The following is a 21155-nucleotide window of genomic DNA, read 5'->3' on the forward strand; positions in this document are numbered from 1 at the left end:
TTATCTATTGGGAATAATGAGTACCTGTTTAATCGCTAACTGATCAGAATGTAGCTGATTTGCCTGACGGATGCTGTTGATGCTCACACCGTAGTCTTTTGCAATCTTACTTAAATACTCGCCACGTTTGACTTGGTGTTTTCGTAAGGGCTTATCTTTCAGGCTCACGGTGATTTTGAGTTTCTGCCCGACACGCAAGACAGATGATCGAAGTCGGTTTTCTTTACGTATAGCACCAACACTTACTTTATACTTGCTGGCAATCGCCCCCAAATACTCACCGGATTTAACCGTATGAGTAATCACTTCGGTTTCGACCGGATTTTTGATTTCAGGTACCACAATCGGATTCGAATGACTACTTGGAATGATGAGAACCTGTCCAACCTTCAACATTGATGAGTTCAAGTGATTTTTACGCGTTAATGTCGCAGCGGTAACACCATATCTCTGGGCAATTACAGACAAAGACTCACCAGCCTGAACCACATGCTTTCTGGCTTTTTTACGGCTGGCAAACAATGTCCCTTCAGGAGGCCGATCTTCAAAGTAGTTCACAACGGCCTTTGCTATCGCTTTCGAGAGCTTATTCTGATGACTGCTCTGAAATAACAGACGCTCTTCTCTCGGATTAGAAATAAACCCGGTTTCAACCAGAACAGACGGAATATCCGGAGATTTCAGTACCGCGAGACTCGCATTGACCGGTGTTTTTTTATGTAATCGGGCCACCTTTCCTAACTCTTTCAAGATATCTCTGGCGACGGTATAACCTTCTTTCTGAGAATGGCTAAATTGTAAATCCAATAAGGTCTGACTAATGTTTTTGTCATTATTTCTTTTCGCCAAAACCTGCCCGGCCCCACCAAGCAATTCAGATTGTCGTTCATGATCTTCGACCCACTTTGCAATTTCGGTATTCGCACGACGGGTATTCAGCACAAACACTGAAGCGCCTCTGGGTTGTGGAGACGTAAACGCATCCGCATGAATGGAAATTAACAGATGTGCTTTATTTTTTCTGGCAATCTCAGAACGTCGGTTGAGATTGACAAAATAATCCCCTTTACGGGTCAGTACCGCCTTCATTCCGGGAACGGCATTTAGTTGGGCGGCAAGCTTTTTCGCCACACTTAATGTTACATTTTTTTCGTATTTACCCTTTGGCCCGATAGAACCGGGATCTTCCCCACCGTGTCCTGCATCAATCGCGACGACAATATCAGCATTCCCTTGATATTGAGAAGCATCTTTCGCGACCTGAGCCGCTGAAGAAGAGGAAGCACCAGCATTTGAACTCGACTCATCGTGAGGCAAATCAATCACGAGGCGATGCCCATATTCCTGTTTTGGCGTGGGAGCCAGTTTAAATATTTGTGCCGATACTTTTTTCTTGAGTTCGAACACCAGACGATAAGTGCCTGACTGTGGTGGAGAACTCTTTCTGATTTTTTTCAGCACATCACTATCACTGACCGAGATCGGAAGCTTGGCCCGAACACCAGTATCCACGAGATCAATCACAAGTCGACTAGGATGACTCAACGTAAAATAACTATAATGGGCTTCTTCACTCAGATCGATAACAACACGTGTTTCATCCGGAGAGGGCCAAACTCGAATACCTTGAATCGAATTCGCCTGCGCAAACTGGCTGACCGTTAAGGTAACGAACCCCAAAAAGACAAAAATAAAAGAATAAAGGTACTTAACGTTTCTCATAACTCCAACTGACTCAGTAACGTTCGTCCATATTCACTGTTTGCAGAGAGAACGACAATTCTGCTCTCTCCATCATAGCGAATATCTATCTCTATATCAGCCGCGGGCAACAGACCTGCACCTTTTTCCGGCCACTCAACCAAACAGATTGCATCAGGGGAGAAATAATCTCGGATGCCCATAAACTCGAGCTCTTCAGGATCGGCCAACCGATAGAGGTCAAAATGATAGACTTGCCATTGCTCTAGCTGATAAGGTTCGACCAAAGTGTAAGTTGGGCTTTTCACATTCCCCGGATGTCCTAAGGCTTGAATAAACCCTCGGCACAACGTTGTTTTTCCTGCCCCTAAATCGCCATGCAAGTAGAACGTTGTTTGACGAGAACATATCAAAGCAAGATGACTGCCTAATCTTACGGTTTCAGTCTCATCCTTTAATAACAGTGTCTTCGTCTCCATCAATTCGATCTCTTATATTGTTAACAAATTCATTTATGGACTCCGATAGTAAACTGGGTTGGAATCAAGAGACAAGTATTCTTCTGTAAGGGATTGGAAAAAACGTTCCTGACATTCCCATTATTCTCCAAGATCACTCGCTGGATCTCCCCATATGGATCCGTTAAGATCCTTGTCCCATTTTACCGAGTGAGCATCATGGACTATCAAGCATTAGCAGATAAAATCAAAATCTGGGCTCAGGCGCTTGGATTTGAGAAAATCGGTATCTGTGATGTTGATCTCACCGAACATGAGGCTGAGCTACAACGCTGGCTAGATGCCGGATATCACGGTGATATGGACTGGATGGCACGTCACGGTATGTTGCGGGCAAGACCGCAAGAACTTCATCCGGGCACAATCCGCGTTATCAGCGTTCGCATGAATTACTTGCCACCACAAGCCCACTTTGCCAGTAATCTGGACTCCCCCACACATGCCTACATTAGTCGTTATGCGTTGGGCCGTGATTACCACAAGCTGGTGAGAAAACAGCTGAAAAAACTCGGGGATAAAATCAGACAAGAAGTCGGGGAACTCAATGCTCGGCCTTTCGTTGATTCAGCTCCGATTCTCGAACGCCCCCTTGCGCAAAAAGCCGGACTAGGCTGGACGGGGAAGCATTCACTGATTCTGGATCAAGATGCGGGTTCATGGTTTTTTCTCGGAGAGTTATTGGTCGATATCCCACTACCAGTTGATCAGCCCAGCCAGAACCAATGTGGTCATTGTCGAGCGTGCGTCACCTCTTGTCCTACCGGTGCAATTGTCGCTGACGGTGTCGTAGATGCGAGACGCTGCATTTCATATCTCACCATTGAATTTTCGGGAATCATCCCACTTGAGTTTCGCAAAGCGATCGGCAACCGCATTTATGGATGTGATGATTGTCAGTTGGTTTGCCCTTGGAATCGCTCAGCCTCCCTCACCGAGCAATCAGACTTTCATCGTAGAGATGTTTTTGCTCACCCAGATCTGGTCGAGCTATTTGCGTGGGAGGAAGAAACTTTCTTACAAAATACTGAAGGTTCAGCGATTCGACGTATCGGTCACCAACAATGGTTAAGAAATATTGCAATAGCCATGGGAAATGCCCCTTATTCAGAACGGATTGTGCTAGCCTTAGAAAATCGGCTGGGAGAAACAGAATTACTGGATGTTCATATCCGTTGGTCATTAGAGCAGCATCAACAAAAACAGCGGCAAGAACAAAATCGGCAGCATGAAAGGCTGATTCGTATTATTCAGAAAGGATTGCCGAGAGACGCATAGCTCACTGCCCCGTCAAGCCCGCCACTCAAGGCAACATTACAACTTATTTTGACATGATGCCCAAATATTTTGATGTGGAAAAAACTTTCACTTTCACTTTTTTTATCTGTTATCGGAAGAGTTAACCACATTGCAAAGATATGACAAGGATCAATGCATATAAAACAAAAGATCAACCTCAAATGCTGCCCATCACTGTAAAAAATAACTAAATTCATTTAAAAACATATAGTTAATAAAAATAAGCATTTCCAACTATAACTCAGTTATTTTACAAGATCTTTTGCTATCCCCTTTTCCTGCCTCGCCAAAAATAGATTACCCACCGACTTATCCACAACACATATTTTGTGGATAACTCTGTTAGCGAAAATTAGGCATCGCATGTGCAGCACTGATTTCATCAGGGTTTGTCAGTGTACAGATTGGGTAAAAACAGGAGTATATGGGCCGGCCTGTTTGACTGGATATTCTTGCAAGGAGTTTATGCTTCACAGCATGAAGAAAGAGCGTGACAAAATTTAACATTAATTGAACTGGAGCGACACACGGGGTTCGAACCCGTGACCTCAACCTTGGCAAGGTTGCGCTCTACCAACTGAGCTAGTGTCGCAAGTCGTCAACTAAAATTAAAATTGGTTGCGGGAGCCGGATTTGAACCGACGACCTTCGGGTTATGAGCCCGACGAGCTACCAAACTGCTCCATCCCGCGTCCATCAATATTACTACTCAGGTAGTAATAGGTACTCTGGAGCGACACACGGGGTTCGAACCCGTGACCTCAACCTTGGCAAGGTTGCGCTCTACCAACTGAGCTAGTGTCGCATGTCGTCAACTAAAATTTAAATTGGTTGCGGGAGCCGGATTTGAACCGACGACCTTCGGGTTATGAGCCCGACGAGCTACCAAACTGCTCCATCCCGCGTCCATGATATTATCGCTCAAGCAATAATATGAATTCTGGAGCGACACACGGGGTTCGAACCCGTGACCTCAACCTTGGCAAGGTTGCGCTCTACCAACTGAGCTAGTGTCGCATGTCATTAACTAAAATTTAAATTGGTTGCGGGAGCCGGATTTGAACCGACGACCTTCGGGTTATGAGCCCGACGAGCTACCAAACTGCTCCATCCCGCGTCCATCAATATTACTACTCAAGTAGCAATAAGGTACTCTGGAGCGACACACGGGGTTCGAACCCGTGACCTCAACCTTGGCAAGGTTGCGCTCTACCAACTGAGCTAGTGTCGCACAAAACAACGCTTTACGTCGTTCAGGGCTGCGAATTATAAGAGCATTTTTTTTTGATGCAAGCTTTTCATTTAAAAAAACCGAGTTTTTTTTAGATTGCAGAAAAAGCGAACAATATCGCATTGTAATGTTCTCAAATTATTCAAATCGTCAATATTGTTTTTCGATAATATTGCAGCTCAGCAATTGATTCCCGAATGTCATCCAGTGCTAAATGGCTTCCCTTTTTCTGGAATCCATCCAAAATGTCTGGCTGCCAACGTTTTGTCAGCTCTTTCAGCGTACTCACATCCAGATAACGATAATGAAAATAAGCTTCCAATTCCGGCATATACTTCACCAGAAAACGACGGTCCTGACCAATACTATTGCCGCAGATTGGTGAATTTCCTTTTGGGACCCACTGTTCTAAAAATTTTATCGTCAATCGGACCGCTTCTGCTTCGGTCACTGCACTTTGCTGGACCCGTTCAACCAAACCACTTTGGGTATGCGTCGTTACACACCATTCATCCATCTTAGCCAACTCTTGCTCTGACTGATGAATAGCGAGCACCGGGCCTTCAGCCAGAATATTTAATTCGCTATCTGTCACAATCGTGGCAATTTCAATAATCTTGTGTACTTCCGGATCGAGACCTGTCATTTCTAAATCAATCCAAATCAGATTTTGATCATTTAAAGCCATTACACTTACCTGTATAGGTTTGATAATAAAAAATGTACTATACCCAAATTATACGCGGTGAGATAGTTTGAACCGATGAATGCTGTCAGCGGCATCGGTGGTTCACACAACTCAGCTTTAATACAGTGAAAGAAATATTGTGGGTAAACAGAAAAAATTAACCAAAGGACAAGTCCGTCGTGTCCGGCATAACCAGACAAAACGCTTAAAACAAGAAACAACGGTGGAATGGGATGAATCGATGCTGGGCGCAACCAAACCAGGGTTGGTTATCAGTCGTTTTGGTCAACATGCCGATATTGAAGATCTTCAAACTCGGGAAATTCATCGCTGTAACCTGCGTCGAGGCATCGAAACATTAGTCTCTGGCGATCGGGTTATCTGGCGTTCAGGGCTAGATATAATGGCTGGTATTTCCGGTGTTGTTGAGGCGGTTGAGCCAAGACATTCGATTCTGACCCGCCCTGATTACTATGATGGTTTAAAACCGGTTGCCGCCAATATTGATCAAGTCATTATTGTTTCTTCCGTCCTGCCTGAACTGTCGCTGAATATCATTGATCGATATTTGATCGTCGCGGAGACACTGAACATCCAACCACTTCTGGTGTTGAATAAAGTCGATTTGCTTAGCACTGAGGAGCAGCAGGCGTTCCAAAACTGGATGACAACTTATGAAAAACTTGGTTATCCGTCTCTTTTCGTCAGCCGCAAATCTGGGGAAGGTCTTGAACAACTCGAGTCCTACTTACAAGATAAAATCAATGTTTTTGTCGGTCAGTCGGGTGTCGGCAAATCCAGTCTGGTCAATGCCATTTTACCAAATTTAGAATCGGTCATTGAAGAAGGGGATGTTTCTGCAAACTCAGGCTTGGGACAACATACTACGACAGCCGCGAGGCTCTATCATATTCCGACAGGCGGTGACTTGATCGATTCTCCCGGGGTCAGAGAATTCGGACTATGGCATTTGACACCTGAAGAAATCACTCAAGCTTATGTTGAATTTCGCCCCTATTTAGGCGGCTGTAAATTCCGGGACTGTAAACATGACGATGATCCCGGCTGTATCATTCGTGAAGCGGTAGAAAACGGTGATATCAGTGAAATCAGATACGAAAACTATCACCGAATTCTGGAAAGCATGAGCGAAAATAAAGCCAACCGTCAGTATTCAAGAAATAAAAAAGCGGATCTGTAAAATCGTGACTACTGACATCCTGATGGATATTCAGTAACATTCCGCTGTTTAACTGATATGGAGTCGATGAGACTGGATGAAAACCATGGATAAATTTAAAATTGGATTACAATACTGGTTGCCTCAACATGCGCTCACGCGACTGATGGGGAAGCTTGCTGCCGCAAAAGCCGGGATGCTGACGACTTCGATTATCCGCTGGTTTATCAAACACTATCAAGTCAATATGCATGAGGCCTTGCATTCGGATCCGTCTCACTTTAAAACCTTCAATGACTTCTTTGTTCGTGAGCTCAAACCGGGGGCCAGACCACTCACCGAAGGAGACGATGTCTTAGTCTACCCTGCGGATGCTTGTATCAGTCAGTTTGGTCCGCTCATCGGTGGACAACTCATTCAGGCAAAAGGCCACACTTATTCCGCACTTGAACTCCTTGGCGGGGATGCTGAGCTGGCAGACCAGTTTGCAGGTGGTGGGTTCGCGACATTATATTTATCACCACGAGATTATCACCGCGTTCATATGCCTTGTGATGGTGTCTTGCGGCAAATGATTTATATCCCTGGCGATTTATTTTCGGTCAACCCTCTCACTGCCGAAAATGTCCCGAATCTATTTGCCCGGAATGAACGTGTTGTCTGTATTTTTGATACGCCATTCGGTCCTTTAGCTCAGGTTCTGGTTGGGGCAACGATCGTTGGCAGCATTGAATGTGTTTGGGACGGTTGTATCACACCGCCACGAGGTAATTCGATTTATCGTTGGGATTATCCATCAGAAGGAGACAAAGCGGTTCACCTGAAGAAAGGGCAAGAAATGGGACGCTTTAAACTCGGCTCTACCGTCATCAATTTATTTGCAAAAGATCAAATCCGTTTTGATGATGCGATGGATATAACACTGCCCACGTTAATGGGCGATGTGTATGCCCACCGGAAATAGTAATCCTCAGGGTTGCGACATCAATAGCGAGCGCAACCCTCCCCCAGACATCATTTTTCTCATACCGATGCTCAAAAACATTAACTCTCTCTAAGACCGATTCCCGTCTATAAATTATCCTTATATGTAGATTCTAAATATGGGTGTCGTTTATGAAAACAATCGATCTCAACCAACTCACCAAACTGCTTTTCTGCTTTCTGCCGCCACTTATTCTGCTCTGGATACCGATGGATGCGATACCCATTCCGGAAATGACGCTGATCCAGCATCGATTACTGGCGATTTTCTTACTGGCAGCCCTCTTGTGGATTCTGGAGCCAGTTCCTGTGTTCGCGACCTCGATTCTCATCATCACCCTTGAACTCATTATGATTTCAAATAAGGGCTTACACTGGTTCCGTAAACCACCGGAAGGTCATACATTTGGCGAACTGATTCCTTACACCGACATCTTCAGTGCTTTTTCCTCGCCGATCATCATATTATTCATGGGCGGATTTGCACTGGCAATTGCTGCCTCTAAGTATGAACTGGACAATAATCTGGCACGCGTGCTGCTAAAACCATTCGGAACACAACCCAGATTCATCATGCTCGGGTTAATGCTCATTACCGCCTGCTTTTCGATGTTTATGTCCAATACAGCGACAACAGTCATGATGCTTGCACTACTAGGACCAATTGTTGCGTCCGCCCAGCCGGGAGATAAAGGCATCAAAGCGTTGGTACTCTGTATTCCGATAGCCGCCAATACGGGGGGGATCGCCACACCAATCGGTACACCACCCAACGCAATCGCACTCCAATACCTGACCGGAGAAAATAGTATTAGTTTTCTATCTTGGCTGCTCATGGGACTACCATTCGTACTGATACAGATGACAATTGCCTGGTTTTTACTACAAAAATTTTTTCCATCGTCCCAAAGCCATCTGACACTGAATCTAGAAGGACAATTTAAAACCACATGGCGTGCAATGACCGTTTATATTACTTTCGCTGTCACCATTCTATTGTGGATGACGACCTCACTGCACGGCATGAACACCTATGTGGTTGCAATTATCCCACTGGCGGTTTTCACCCTGACGGGAATCATGGGTAAAGAAGAGCTGAAACAGATTAACTGGGATGTACTCTGGTTGGTCGCAGGGGGGATCGCGATTGGAATCGGATTAGAAGAAACGGGACTTGCCAAAGCATTAGCTCACTCGATCAATTATCAAAACCTATCACCAATGTCAGTGGTCATTTCGTTATCTCTGGTTTGCTGGCTGATGGCAAATTTTATGTCCAATACCGCGACAGCCAACTTATTAATGCCAATCGCTGCTGCCATCGGTAGTTCAATGACCAGTCTGCAAGCAATCGGTGGATTACAAGGACTGCTCGTAGTGGTTGCATTCTCCGCCTCATTAGGGATGATCCTGCCGGTTTCTACGCCACCCAACTCATTGGCTTACTCAACAGGTTTAATCGAAAGTAAAGACATGGCGAAAATCGGAACGATCATTGGTATTATTGGTTTGCTCATCGTCTATACCACGGCTTGGATACTCACCTGACAGGCAATACGTCCCATTTGTGCATGTCATTATTTTCCCTCAGAAACGTGTTACTTTGACTTCCGAGTAACACGTCAACGAAGTCATGCACCACAATCTCAAATGCCATAAAAACGCTTTAAAATAAACCATATAAACTGCTTTGTTTTCATATCCGCTTCAGGCATATTGATGCGCTGTTTTTTTGCGACTTTCGATATAGAGACACATCTATGGGTTACGAGTGGTTAGCACTTGCTGCGGCTTTTTTATGGGCTATCGCCAGTATATTGTCTGTCACCCCGGCACGACATCTGGGCACATTTTCCTATAGTCGTTGGCGCATGGGTTGTACATCCCTCATACTGGGATTGTTTGCTTGGTTCACTCAAGGATGGACCACTGTCGAATCCGTACACATCATCCCGATGATGTTATCCGGCTTAATCGGTATCTTCATCGGCGATACAGCACTATTCGCTTGCATGAACCGTATGGGTCCGAGACAGGCGGGACTACTCTTCTCCTGCCATGCGGTATTCTCTGCCATTCTTGGCTATTTCCTGTTTCAGGAAACGATGACCACCGGAGAGTTCCTTGGTTCAGTGCTCGTTTTTAGTGGTGTCGTGATCGCCATATTCTTCCGTAAAGCTCAGCCCGGTACGCTCGAAATGATTCATGGAAAGGTATGGATCGCAATCGCATTAGGGCTACTTGCAGCACTCTGTCAGGCCCTCGGTGGCATTTTGGCCAAACCGGTGATGCAGACATCCGTTGATCCGATTGCCGCTTCCGCACTACGTATGATTTCAGCCTTTATTGCACACAGTGTTTTATTTCTATCCGGCGCTCGGATCGCAAGACCAACTCAAGCGATGAATCGTAAAATATTTTCGACAACATTGCTCAATGCTTTCCTTGCGATGGCGCTGGGGATGACACTGATTTTATACGCGCTCCGAGACGGAAATGTGGGAATGGTTGCACTACTTTCATCAACCACTCCGATTATGTTACTGCCGATCTTATGGTTCTATACCAAACAACGTCCGAACCGATTTGCTTGGGGCGGTGCCATCATTGCCGTTCTTGGGACGGCCATGTTGGTGTACTAATTCGGGGTACTCAAGGCGGTACAAAGACAACAGAATAAAATAGTGTGATTTATTACCTGTAAGGTAATATGGATGGAATTGATAGGGAGAATCATTGATCTTAACCCTCATCACACCGTGTAAAATGTAGTAAAATTACGTTAGTTTTTCATTTAAATATTTGAATTTGACGAGGTATCACTATGTCATCCAAGAAGCCGATGGCTCTGGTCATTCTTGACGGTTGGGGTTACCGTGAAGACAACGCAAGTAACGCTATCAACAACGCGAAAACCCCTGTACTGGATAGTCTGATTGCCAACAACCCTCATACACTGATCTCTGCTTCCGGTCTGGATGTGGGCCTGCCTGATGGTCAAATGGGAAATTCAGAAGTTGGTCATACCAATATTGGTGCCGGACGGGTTGTTTACCAAGATTTGACTCGGATTACCAAAGCGATTGCCGACGGTGAGTTCCAAACCAATGCAACACTGGTTGCTGCAATTGATAAAGCCGTTGCGGCTGGAAAAGCAGTTCATCTGATGGGATTAATGTCTCCGGGTGGCGTTCACTCTCACGAAGATCATATCTATGCTGCTGTTGAACTGGCAGCGGAACGCGGCGCAGAAAAAATCTATCTGCATTGTTTCCTTGATGGACGTGATACACCGCCACGCAGTGCTGAAGATTCACTAAAACGGTTTGACGAACTATTCGCGAAGCTCGGTAAAGGCCGAATCGCTTCCTTAGTCGGACGCTATTATGCAATGGATCGTGACAACAACTGGGAGCGGGTACAAAAAGCCTATGACCTGCTGACGCAGGCAAAAAGTGAGTTCACTTACGACAGTGCTGTGGCTGGTCTCGAAGCGGCCTATTCCCGTGAAGAGAATGATGAGTTTGTTCAGGCTACGGTCATTCAGGCTGCGGATGAAGCATCGGCTGCAATCGAAGACGGTGATACGATTATCTTCATGAACTATCGCGCTGACCGTGCCCGTGAAATCACACGGACGTTTGTCGCAGACTTCGCAGGTTTTGAACGGGAAAAATTCCCGGCAGCTGAGTTTGTCATGCTGACGCAATACGCAGCGGATATCCCGCTCAACTGTGCTTATCCGCCAGAGTCTTTGACCAATACCTACGGTGAGTGGCTGTCTAAATCAGGAAAAACGCAACTCCGGATTTCTGAAACAGAGAAATACGCACACGTTACCTTCTTCTTCAATGGTGGTGTCGAAAGCGAATTTGAAGGCGAAGAACGTCAACTCGTTGCCTCACCAAAAGTTGCGACTTACGATCTACAGCCAGAAATGAGTTCTGAAGAGCTAACTGACAAACTGGTTGCAGCAATCCGCTCTGGCAAATTTGACGCCATTATTTGTAATTATCCGAATGGCGATATGGTTGGTCATACGGGTGTTTACGATGCAGCGGTTCAAGCTTGTGAAGCCGTCGATAAATGTATCGGCCGTGTTGTTGAAGCGATCAAAGAAGTGGATGGTCAACTGCTTATTACTGCAGACCATGGTAATGCAGAGATGATGGTAAACCCAGAAACGGGTGGAACACATACAGCACATACCAACCTGCCTGTGCCGCTGATCTATGTGGGCAATCAGGCAATCCAACTCAAAGACGACGGAAAACTTTCTGATCTGGCACCAACCATGCTTGCTCTGACAGAGACAGAAATTCCTGACGAAATGTCCGGGAAAGTCTTGTTTTAAGCTTTGATAATCTGATGAATCAAATTACGTAAAATAAAAACAGCAGCCCTGTATGTACATATAGGGCTGTTATTTTTAGAGCCAGAGAAAGTTTTTTACATTTCAGTGTCGAGGCGCTTCATTGTTTCTGTATACTGAGGGGCATCTTCTTCAATTAAGCATGATACAAGAGCATGGTGCCGTTTTTGACGATTCGATTTTTCACACTTTCGCGTTATTTAAAACCGCGTCATATTAGTCTTTTACTCCTCACACTGTTATTTCCTCTTTGCAGCTATGCAGCATCGAAGCAAGAGTTGCAGGGGGTTAAGAATGAAATATCCCGACAGCAACAGTCACTTGATTCTCAAACAAAACAGCTGGATAACTTACAAAACACACTCAAGAGTCAAGAACTGGAGATAATTTCATTAGAGAAACAAATCTCCCAGACCCAAAGTCAGCTCAAACGTTCAACTCACAACCTGGCCCAGTTAAAAGAGCGCATCAAAGCACTGGCACACCAAAAGAAAGATCAGTCAGAACGATTAAAGCAGCTGCTACATACCTATTACATCACACGACAGTCGAATCATTTGTCCGGTCTCCTGAAAGATGATGCCGATGAAGATCGTATCAGCCAGTACTATCAACGCCTGGCACAAGCACGTTCGGAGACAATTAACAATTTAGAACAAACAAAGCAGCAGCTAGCTCAACATGAACTGCAACTCACGCAAGAGCAGGAACAGATCCAATCTCTCCTTTCTCGGCAAACACAAAAGCGGAATCAACTTCAGCAAACCCAGCGAAAGCGCAAAAATACAGTCAACAAAATCAGCTCTCGAATATCCGGTGATAAAAACTACCTAGCGGAATTACAGCGCAATGAATCAAGGCTCAAAGCTGAAATCGCGAAAGCTGCCAAACGCAGCCAAGTACCGATGGATGGCTTTGCCCGCCAGAGAAGAAAACTCCCTTGGCCGATCAAAGGAAAATTATTGCACCGTTTCGGCACATACCAAACAGGTCAGATTAAGTGGAAAGGTATTGTTATCAATGCTGCATACGGGCAACCCGTCAAAGCGGTTTACTCCGGGAGTGTAGTTTTTTCTGATTATCTACGCGGGTATGGGCTCGTCGTCTTAATCGACCACGGTAAAGGCGACATGACATTGTATGGTTTCAACCAAACGCTGCTCAAAAAAGAAGGCGATAAAGTAAGAGCCGGAGAAACCATCGCCCTAGCAGGCGATACGGGAGGGCAACCCGTTCCTTCACTCTATTTTGAAGTCCGTAGAAATAGTAAGGCTTCGAATCCACTTCGCTGGTTACAATAGAACACCTTTGCCACACGATAAAAAATCATCCCCCAATACTGCCTTTTTCACCAGAGTTGGGGGATTCTACGCGATAGGATGGTATTTATTCAGTATGCATCGCTCTGACGCCTTCTTCCAGTATCTGCAACTGTTCTGCGCCACCGATTGTCGCTCTCGGCTTGACCACCGCAATCACATGTAACATACCTTGATGAATGACTTCTTCGGTCACTTGAGCTTTTTGTGACATCGCGGCACGATAACTCAACCAATTCGCAGTAATCATATGGAGCGTCGTTACAAAAGATTCCATCTCAGAGTCCGGTATCTCAAGCAACTCGATCTCGATAAACCGACTGACAATACTCACCAAATTATGTCTCAGTTTGTCTTGAACGCGAATATAAGAATCATGTAGTTCTTCATCTCTTTGGAGAATTTCCGGCAAATTCGCGTAAAAAAAGCGGTATTTCCACATCAGTGTAAAAATAGAATCTAAATAATGTTTCAGAAGCGACAGACTCTCTTTATGCCCATGAGGCGGCGCAAAGCGTTCAAGCAACTCACTAGAGTAAAGCTCAAAAATCGCTCTGATAATCTCTTGCTTATTCCGAAAATGATAATACAGATTCCCCGGGCTAATTTGGATATGAGCAGCAATATGGTTTGTTGTAACCGTGCGTTCACCCTGTTCGTTAAAAAGCTCTAGCGCTGCAAAAATAATTCGATCTTTCGTTTTCATATCAGGCATTATCTGACCAAGTTCTACACGTTTTCATCATGGCATCAAAAAAAAGCAGACCCACAATGAGCTGAGACTATTTGTGGTAAGGGACTGACAACTCATGAATAGCATTCACAAAAATATCAACATTTTCAGGCGGCACATCTAAATGAATGCCGTGTCCTAAATTGAAGACATGCCCACTTCCCTCACCAAATCCTGCCAGTATTTGAGCGACTTCATCACGAATTCGCTGTGCTGGCGCATATAACATTGAAGGATCCATATTACCCTGCAAAGCAACTCGTTCACCGACACGAGCTTTCGCGTCTTCAATATTGATTGTCCAATCAAGTCCAATTGCATCACAACCGGTTGCAGCAATCTGTTCCAACCACATTCCACCATTCTTGGTGAAAAGCGTGACCGGCACTTTATAACCCTCGTGTTCTTTGATCAAACCATCGACGATTTTATGCATATATTGAAGCGAAAAATCACGGTAATCACGCGGGGTCAGTACACCTCCCCACGTATCAAACACCATCACTGACTGAGCACCCGCCTTAATTTGAGCATTCAGGTATAGAATAACGCTGTCAGCAAGTTTATCGAGTAGCGCATGTAACGTCTCTGGCTCAGCGTACATCATCTTCTTGATTTTGGTAAACGCCTTCGAACTACCGCCTTCTACCATATAAGTCGCGAGAGTCCACGGACTACCGGAGAATCCGATTAACGGAACAGAGCCTTGTAAATCATGACGAATTTGTCGAACAGCATTCATCACATACTGCAATTCACACTCCGGATCAGGAACTCCAATTTTATTCACATCTGCCCGACATTGAATTGGATGTGTAAACTTTGGTCCTTCACCTGTTTCAAAATAGAGCCCGAGCCCCATTGCATCAGGAATCGTCAAAATATCAGAAAACAGAATCGCGGCATCGAGAGAGAAACGACGTAGTGGTTGCAACGTGACTTCTGAAGCCAATTCAGGATTTTTACATAAAGTCATAAAATCCCCAGCCTGAGCCCTCACTTCACGGTACTCAGGGAGATAACGCCCTGCCTGGCGCATCATCCATACTGGCGTTCTATCAGTGGGTTGCTTCAAAAGCGCACGCAGATAACGATCATTCTTTAATTCAGTCATTTTTTATCTTCCAAATCAGGGCTTTTATCACTTCTTATATCAGATCAATTTTTTAATTCTTTGCAAGCGAGATCATGTTCCAGACGAAAAGAAAATCAGATTGTTTGCAACAACTCAGCTTAAGTGTTAAAAATTTGTTCAATAATGAAAATTATTAATAATAATAAACAGAGTACTTGCTACTCAACATCTCATAACGACATCTTACTTACCCCTCCGTTTACGCGGAGGTTTTTTTTATCGTATTGGCGAGCTGACCGCACGAATATCCGCTAGCGTCTGCTCTATCAATGCTCTGGCAATGGTCCCTTCCGGTGCAACCTCCGGCATATTTTGCGGAGAAAACCAGTTCGCATGACTAATTTCATGTTCATCGATCAGGATTTCTCCTGATGCATAATCAGCCAGAAAAGCCACCATCATACTTGAAGGAAAAGCCCAGGGTTGACTACCGAAATATCGGATATTCTTCACTCGAATACCCGTTTCTTCAAAAATTTCCCGAGCCACGGTATGCTCCAGTGTTTCTCCGGCCTCAACAAATCCGGCGATGACAGTATACATCCCCCCCTGATGACGGGCATGTTGCGCCAAAAGAATTTCATTATCACGACGTACCGCAACAATAATACAAGGAAAGATGCGGGGATAATGAATGGTCCGGCACTCATGGCACTGCATTGCTAACTCGCGGTGATGAAAATAATTCCGTCCGCCACATTGTGAGCAGAACCGCTGTGTCTGTGTCATGTGACCATACTGAACCGCCTTACTTGCGGCAAGAAATAATGATTCAGAAACATTCAGTAATGTTCTCAGTGATGACATTGGCAGACGCTGGTCCAAATCTGCTTCATTCAACCAAAAAACTGGGTATCCGTCACATTCTGCAATCTTGACTGCTTTAGCTTCAGGAAGAGACCAATGCTCTGCAGTTCCAAAGGGGAGCATATGATCCACAGTCCAGAGTTCGCTTCCAGAAACAACACACCAATAAGCGTTTCTGACTTCACTATTTTCTAACATGATCGCTCCTATATCCTTGCAGTCTGACTATTTTACTGGCAATCTAGTTTCATACCAGAGTGGGAAGTGTACCATGTTATCACCCTCTCGTATGAATAAGATATTGTGTCTCTAGACACAACTGCCAAAGCAGGATCTCCCTATGGGGAGTAGATCATGAGGGCATGACCATGCTTAAAAAATTCAAGAGAATACAAGAGCAGTGGGGAGGTTCCAGCGATGTCATTGATCAATGGTTAGACTCCCGACAAACGTTACTTGTTCAATATTGTAAACTTGCCTCATTGCAGCCCTGTACGTCCAAAGCGGCTCTCAGTGAACTCCCATCAGCCAATGATATTCATGAGTTTTGCCAAAAACTGGTCGATTATATTTCCACAGGGCACTTTAAGATTTACGATACCGTTAAAGCCAAATGGGAATCAACCGGATTTACTGCTACGGACGAGATCAACCAAACTTATTTTTCAATTGCTGAGACAACAGATCCCCTACTCAATTTCGCAGATAAGTACTTGGATATCAGAAATGATGAACATCTGGAAGGTTTTGACCGAGATTTATCTCACTTGGGGGAAACATTAGAGGCACGATTTGAACTTGAAGATGAACTGATACAAATGATAGCTGACAGCTTATCTGTTCCTCCCGGAGCATGAGTTCTCACTCAATCGTATGATTCATCTCAGAGCACATAAAATGAAATTAGACTGATATAAAAAAGGCGCCTTGCGGCGCCTTTTTACATATTTAGCAATGATTAATCATCAGACGAAAAACCAGCATTCAACAATGCAGCCAAGTTGTCCGTTGCCTGTTCAGCAGATGGACCTTCTTTCTGCGCTTCACGTCGTGCATGACGTTCTTGATGGTAGGCAAAACCAGTACCAGCAGGAATCAATCGACCAACGATAACGTTCTCTTTCAGACCACGTAAGTCATCACGCTTACCAGAAACCGCGGCTTCTGTCAGTACGCGAGTCGTTTCTTGGAACGATGCAGCAGAGATGAATGATTCTGTTGCCAAAGATGCTTTAGTAATACCTAACAGTTCACGTTCATAACGTGCAGGTTCTTTGCCTTCAGCAACCAATTCGCGGTTGGCAATTTTCACCTGAGAATATTCTACCTGCTCACCTGCTAGGAACTCAGAGTCGCCAGCAAAGGTAATGGTACACTTACGTAACATCTGACGAACAATCGTCTCAATGTGCTTGTCATTAATCTTAACGCCTTGTAAGCGATAAACATCCTGAACTTCATTCGCAATGTACTGTGTAACTGCATGGATACCACGCAGACGCAAGATATCGTGCGGAGACTCTGGACCATCGGCAATCACGTCACCGCGCTCGACTTTCTCACCTTCAAACACGTTTAACTGACGATGCTTAGGAACCATTTCCTCATAATTATCACCACTTTCACGCGTGATAATCAAACGGCGCTTGCCTTTCGTTTCTTTACCGAATGACACAGTACCTGTGTGCTCAGCCAGAATCGCAGGTTCTTTTGGTTTACGTGCTTCAAACAGATCCGCAACGCGAGGCAGACCACCGGTAATATCCCGGTTACCGCCAGATTTCTGAGGAATCCGAGCCAACGTATCACCAACACCAACTTCCGCACCATCTTCCAGGTTCACAATCGCTTTACCCGGTAGGAAGTACTGAGCTGGCATATCGGTACCAGGAATCATCACATCACGGCCTTGCTCATCAACCAGTTTGATTGCTGGACGCATATCTTTACCGGCAGAAGGACGAGCAGCAGCTTCTGTGACTTCACTTGAAGACAGACCTGTTAAGTCATCCATTTGACGAGAAACCGTCACGCCATCAATCATGTCAACATATTGAACACGACCTGATACTTCAGTAATGATTGGCATGGTGTGCGCTTCCCAGTTCGCAACAACTTCGCCAGTGTCAACTAAGTCACCGTCAGCTTTGCTCAACAAGGAACCGTAAGGCAATTTGTGTTTCTCTTTCGTCCGACCGAACTCATCGATAATCGTCAGTTCAGTTGCACGAGAGGTAATGACAAGCTTACCGTTTTTATTGGTTACGAATTTCGCATTATTCAGTTTCACAGAACCTTTGTTCTTCGCCTGAATACTGTTCTCTGCCGCGGCTGTCGATGCTGCACCACCGATGTGGAACGTACGCATCGTTAACTGAGTACCCGGTTCACCGATAGATTGTGCTGCGATAACCCCTACAGATTCACCTTGGTTCACCAGATGGCCACGCGCCAGATCACGACCATAACATTGAGCACAACAGCCGAAGTCAGAATCACATGTCACAACCGAACGAACTCTCAATTGATCAACTGAGTTTTCATCGAGGATCTGACACAATTTCTCGTCGATCAATGTGTTACGAGGAATCAGAATTTCTTCAGTCCCTGGCTTGAGAATATCTTCTGCAACCACACGACCCAAAGCAAGTTCAGTCAAAGCAACTTTAACATCCCCACCTTCGATATGCGGCATCATTTCGACACCTTCCTGCGTACCACAGTCATACTCAGTGATAACAACATCTTGTGCCACATCAACCAGACGACGAGTCAGGTAACCTGAGTTCGCAGTTTTCAGTGCCGTATCCGCCAGACCCTTACGAGCACCGTGCGTTGAAATAAAGTACTGAAGAACGTTCAGACCTTCTTTAAAGTTCGCGGTGATCGGTGTTTCGATGATCGAACCATCTGGACGAGCCATCAGACCACGCATACCGGCCAACTGACGAATCTGAGCTGCAGAACCCCGGGCTCCGGAGTCAGCCATCATATAGATACTATTGAATGACTCTTGCTTCTCTTCATCACCCTGACGGTTGATAACCGTTTCAGAAGACAGATTTTCCATCATGGCTTTAGCAACACGATCGTTGGTTGAAGCCCAGATATCGATCACCTTGTTATAACGTTCACCAGCAGTCACAAGACCAGATTGGAATTGCTCCTGAATTTCGCGAACTTCTTCTTCTGCTTCAGAAATCTCTGTATATTTCGCTGGCGGTACAACCATATCGTCGATACCGACAGAAACGCCAGACAGTGCCGCATAAGCAAAACCTGTATACATAATCTGGTCAGCGAAGATTACGGTGTCTTTCAGACCCAGTTTACGATAAGCCTCGTTTAACAGATTAGAAATCTGCTTCTTACCCAGCTTTTGGTTGACCAGGCTATATGGCAGACCTCTCGGCACAATTTGCCACAACATTGCACGACCGATGGTCGTATCAACCATTTTCGTTTCTGTCGTTTCATGGCCATCCTCATCACGGATAGTTTCTGTGATGCGGACTTTAACACGTGCATGGAGCGCAGCAGACTTAGTGCGATATGCTTTCTCTGCTTCCTTAGGACCGGCAAGGTACATTCCCTCACCCGGTGCATTAACCTTATCACGCGTCATATAGTAGAGACCCAAAACAACGTCCTGTGACGGTACGATGATTGGATCACCAGATGCTGGCGACAGAATGTTGTTGGTTGACATCATCAGCGTACGCGCTTCAAGCTGTGCTTCGAGTGTCAATGGTACGTGAACCGCCATTTGGTCGCCATCGAAGTCCGCGTTATAAGCCGCACACACAAGTGGGTGTAGCTGAATCGCTTTCCCTTCGATCAAAACAGGTTCAAAAGCCTGAATCCCCAAACGGTGTAGTGTTGGCGCACGGTTCAGAAGTACAGGGTGTTCACGAATGACTTCATCCAGAATATCCCATACGACTGGCTCTTCACGCTCAACCATTTTCTTCGCAGCTTTGATCGTTGTCGCCAGACCACGCGTTTCTAACTTGCTGTAGATAAATGGTTTAAACAGTTCCAAAGCCATTTTCTTCGGCAGACCACACTGATGCAAACGCAGGTATGGACCAACGGTGATAACAGAACGACCCGAGTAGTCAACACGTTTACCCAGCAGGTTTTGACGGAAACGACCTTGCTTACCTTTGATCATATCCGCAAGTGATTTCAGTGGACGCTTGTTCGAGCCAGTAATCGCACGTCCACGACGTCCGTTATCTAGCAATGCATCAACTGATTCCTGTAGCATCCGTTTTTCGTTACGGACAATAATATCCGGAGCAGCAAGCTCAAGCAGACGCTTCAAACGGTTGTTACGGTTAATCACGCGACGATATAAATCATTTAGATCAGAGGTCGCAAAACGACCGCCATCCAAAGGCACCAAAGGACGTAAATCCGGTGGCAAAACGGGAAGCACGGTCAGAATCATCCACTCAGGGTTGTTTCCTGAAGAGAGAAAGGCTTCAACCAGCTTCAAACGTTTCGTCACTTTTTTACGCTTTGTTTCAGAGTTTGTTGTATTTAACTCTTCACGCATGACTTCAGTTTCATGGTGCATATCCATTGAACCTAACAGGTCCTTAATGGCTTCAGCGCCCATTTTCGCTGTAAATTCGTCGCCCCATTCTTCCAGCCGATCCAGATATTCTTCTTCAGTCAGCAACTGACTTTTTTCCAGATCGGTCATACCGGGTTCGGTAACGACATACATTTCAAAATAAAGTACACGCTCGATATCACGCAGCGGCATATCCATTAACAGGCCGATACGAGACGGAAGCGATTTCAGAAACCAGATGTGAGCAACTGGAGACGCCAGTTCAATGTGTCCCATGCGGTCACGGCGAACTTTAGTCTGCGTGACTTCAACACCACATTTTTCACAAATCACACCACGGTGTTTCAAACGCTTGTACTTTCCGCAAAGACACTCATAGTCTTTTACCGGACCAAAAATACGCGCACAAAACAAACCGTCACGCTCCGGTTTGAACGTCCGGTAGTTGATAGTTTCAGGTTTTTTCACTTCACCAAATGACCATGAACGGATCATATCAGGTGAAGAAAGACCGATTTTGATTGCATCAAATTCTTCGGTCTTGTGCTGTGCTTTCAGAAAGTTTAATAAGTCTTTCACAATCAGCTCCTGTAAGGAGTTAAAAGGCGC

15 protein-coding genes and 7 tRNA genes are annotated in these 21155 nt (G+C 45.2%); 8 read left to right on the forward strand and 14 right to left on the reverse strand.

Features of this window, described 5'->3' with window-relative positions; translation table 11 throughout:
* Positions 1–1722, reverse strand: coding sequence for an N-acetylmuramoyl-L-alanine amidase (locus OCU60_RS15955; protein ID WP_074372924.1), 1722 nt, complete (start codon positions 1720–1722; stop codon positions 1–3).
* Positions 1719–2180: a tRNA (adenosine(37)-N6)-threonylcarbamoyltransferase complex ATPase subunit type 1 TsaE gene (tsaE, locus tag OCU60_RS15960; protein WP_074372923.1), complete on the reverse strand. Its 462-nt coding sequence runs from the start codon at positions 2178–2180 to the stop codon at positions 1719–1721. The genes OCU60_RS15955 and tsaE overlap by 4 nt, the downstream gene beginning before the upstream one ends.
* A gap of 198 nt (positions 2181–2378) precedes the next feature.
* Between tsaE and queG the strand changes: the two genes are divergently transcribed.
* Complete coding sequence (queG, locus tag OCU60_RS15965) at positions 2379–3494, forward strand: tRNA epoxyqueuosine(34) reductase QueG (RefSeq protein WP_074372922.1); 1116 nt, start codon at positions 2379–2381, stop codon at positions 3492–3494.
* 537 nt (positions 3495–4031) lie between these two features.
* Here the strand turns inward: queG and OCU60_RS15970 are convergent.
* From OCU60_RS15970 to orn, 8 genes are all read right to left on the reverse strand, one after another.
* Positions 4032–4107 (reverse strand) — tRNA-Gly (locus tag OCU60_RS15970).
* Between the two features lie 23 nt (positions 4108–4130).
* Positions 4131–4207, reverse strand: a tRNA-Met gene (locus tag OCU60_RS15975).
* Between the two features lie 37 nt (positions 4208–4244).
* Positions 4245–4320: transfer RNA gene (locus tag OCU60_RS15980), tRNA-Gly, on the reverse strand.
* 23 nt (positions 4321–4343) lie between these two features.
* Positions 4344–4420: transfer RNA gene (locus tag OCU60_RS15985), tRNA-Met, on the reverse strand.
* Positions 4421–4456: 36 nt separating this feature from the next.
* Positions 4457–4532, reverse strand: a tRNA-Gly gene (locus OCU60_RS15990).
* A gap of 23 nt (positions 4533–4555) precedes the next feature.
* Positions 4556–4632, reverse strand: a tRNA-Met gene (locus OCU60_RS15995).
* Between the two features lie 38 nt (positions 4633–4670).
* Positions 4671–4746, reverse strand: a tRNA-Gly gene (locus tag OCU60_RS16000).
* Positions 4747–4888: 142 nt separating this feature from the next.
* Positions 4889–5434 (reverse strand): oligoribonuclease, encoded by a 546-nt coding sequence (orn, locus tag OCU60_RS16005; protein WP_074372921.1) that lies wholly within the window; start codon positions 5432–5434, stop codon positions 4889–4891.
* Positions 5435–5573: 139 nt separating this feature from the next.
* Here orn and rsgA point away from each other — a divergent pair, with 139 nt between their 5' ends.
* From rsgA to OCU60_RS16035, 6 genes are all read left to right on the forward strand, one after another.
* Positions 5574–6635: a small ribosomal subunit biogenesis GTPase RsgA gene (rsgA, locus tag OCU60_RS16010; RefSeq protein ID WP_074372920.1), complete on the forward strand. Its 1062-nt coding sequence runs from the start codon at positions 5574–5576 to the stop codon at positions 6633–6635.
* A gap of 85 nt (positions 6636–6720) precedes the next feature.
* Complete coding sequence (asd, locus tag OCU60_RS16015) at positions 6721–7578, forward strand: archaetidylserine decarboxylase (protein WP_074372941.1); 858 nt, start codon at positions 6721–6723, stop codon at positions 7576–7578.
* 152 nt (positions 7579–7730) lie between these two features.
* Positions 7731–9146, forward strand: a complete 1416-nt coding sequence (locus OCU60_RS16020) for an SLC13 family permease (RefSeq protein WP_074372919.1) — start codon at positions 7731–7733, stop codon at positions 9144–9146.
* 212 nt (positions 9147–9358) lie between these two features.
* On the forward strand, positions 9359–10240 hold the full coding sequence (locus tag OCU60_RS16025; RefSeq protein ID WP_074372918.1) for a DMT family transporter: 882 nt from the start codon (positions 9359–9361) through the stop codon (positions 10238–10240).
* 182 nt (positions 10241–10422) lie between these two features.
* On the forward strand, positions 10423–11952 hold the full coding sequence (gene gpmM / locus OCU60_RS16030; RefSeq protein ID WP_074372917.1) for a 2,3-bisphosphoglycerate-independent phosphoglycerate mutase: 1530 nt from the start codon (positions 10423–10425) through the stop codon (positions 11950–11952).
* 185 nt (positions 11953–12137) lie between these two features.
* A complete protein-coding gene (locus OCU60_RS16035; RefSeq protein WP_370738678.1) occupies positions 12138–13271 on the forward strand; it encodes a murein hydrolase activator EnvC family protein in 1134 nt (377 codons plus the stop codon).
* Positions 13272–13356: 85 nt separating this feature from the next.
* Here OCU60_RS16035 and OCU60_RS16040 read toward each other — a convergent pair whose 3' ends face one another.
* The 3 genes from OCU60_RS16040 to nudC all read right to left on the reverse strand — a co-directional run bounded on the left by OCU60_RS16040 (position 13357) and on the right by nudC (position 16162).
* Positions 13357–13995, reverse strand: a complete 639-nt coding sequence (locus tag OCU60_RS16040; protein WP_074372939.1) for a TetR/AcrR family transcriptional regulator — start codon at positions 13993–13995, stop codon at positions 13357–13359.
* 76 nt (positions 13996–14071) lie between these two features.
* A complete protein-coding gene (gene hemE / locus OCU60_RS16045) occupies positions 14072–15136 on the reverse strand; it encodes a uroporphyrinogen decarboxylase (RefSeq protein WP_074372916.1) in 1065 nt (354 codons plus the stop codon).
* A 237-nt stretch (positions 15137–15373) separates the two neighbouring features.
* Entirely contained in the window at positions 15374–16162 is a 789-nt protein-coding gene (gene nudC, locus OCU60_RS16050) for an NAD(+) diphosphatase (RefSeq protein WP_074372915.1), read from the reverse strand.
* 164 nt (positions 16163–16326) lie between these two features.
* Between nudC and OCU60_RS16055 the strand changes: the two genes are divergently transcribed.
* On the forward strand, positions 16327–16821 hold the full coding sequence (locus OCU60_RS16055; protein ID WP_074372914.1) for an Rsd/AlgQ family anti-sigma factor: 495 nt from the start codon (positions 16327–16329) through the stop codon (positions 16819–16821).
* A gap of 101 nt (positions 16822–16922) precedes the next feature.
* Here the strand turns inward: OCU60_RS16055 and rpoC are convergent, their stop codons facing one another.
* Positions 16923–21125, reverse strand: a complete 4203-nt coding sequence (rpoC, locus tag OCU60_RS16060) for a DNA-directed RNA polymerase subunit beta' (protein ID WP_074372913.1) — start codon at positions 21123–21125, stop codon at positions 16923–16925.
* Positions 21126–21155: the final 30 nt, after the last annotated feature.

The organism is Vibrio spartinae (assembly GCF_024347135.1).
Classification (GTDB): domain Bacteria; phylum Pseudomonadota; class Gammaproteobacteria; order Enterobacterales; family Vibrionaceae; genus Vibrio; species Vibrio spartinae.

Bases quoted from the DNA above. Each gene is read 5' to 3' on its own strand.
- hemE (WP_074372916.1), bottom strand. From the start codon at position 15,136: ATGACTGAATTAAAGAATGATCGTTATCTGCGTGCGCTTTTGAAGCAA.
- orn (WP_074372921.1), bottom strand. From the start codon at position 5,434: ATGGCTTTAAATGATCAAAATCTGATTTGGATTGATTTAGAAATGACA.
- OCU60_RS16055 (WP_074372914.1), top strand. From the start codon at position 16,327: ATGACCATGCTTAAAAAATTCAAGAGAATACAAGAGCAGTGGGGAGGT.
- tsaE (WP_074372923.1), bottom strand. From the start codon at position 2,180: ATGGAGACGAAGACACTGTTATTAAAGGATGAGACTGAAACCGTAAGA.
- OCU60_RS16040 (WP_074372939.1), bottom strand. From the start codon at position 13,995: ATGAAAACGAAAGATCGAATTATTTTTGCAGCGCTAGAGCTTTTTAAC.
- asd (WP_074372941.1), top strand. From the start codon at position 6,721: ATGGATAAATTTAAAATTGGATTACAATACTGGTTGCCTCAACATGCG.
- OCU60_RS16025 (WP_074372918.1), top strand. From the start codon at position 9,359: ATGGGTTACGAGTGGTTAGCACTTGCTGCGGCTTTTTTATGGGCTATC.
- nudC (WP_074372915.1), bottom strand. From the start codon at position 16,162: ATGTTAGAAAATAGTGAAGTCAGAAACGCTTATTGGTGTGTTGTTTCT.
- OCU60_RS16020 (WP_074372919.1), top strand. From the start codon at position 7,731: ATGAAAACAATCGATCTCAACCAACTCACCAAACTGCTTTTCTGCTTT.
- gpmM (WP_074372917.1), top strand. From the start codon at position 10,423: ATGTCATCCAAGAAGCCGATGGCTCTGGTCATTCTTGACGGTTGGGGT.
- OCU60_RS15955 (WP_074372924.1), bottom strand. From the start codon at position 1,722: ATGAGAAACGTTAAGTACCTTTATTCTTTTATTTTTGTCTTTTTGGGG.
- queG (WP_074372922.1), top strand. From the start codon at position 2,379: ATGGACTATCAAGCATTAGCAGATAAAATCAAAATCTGGGCTCAGGCG.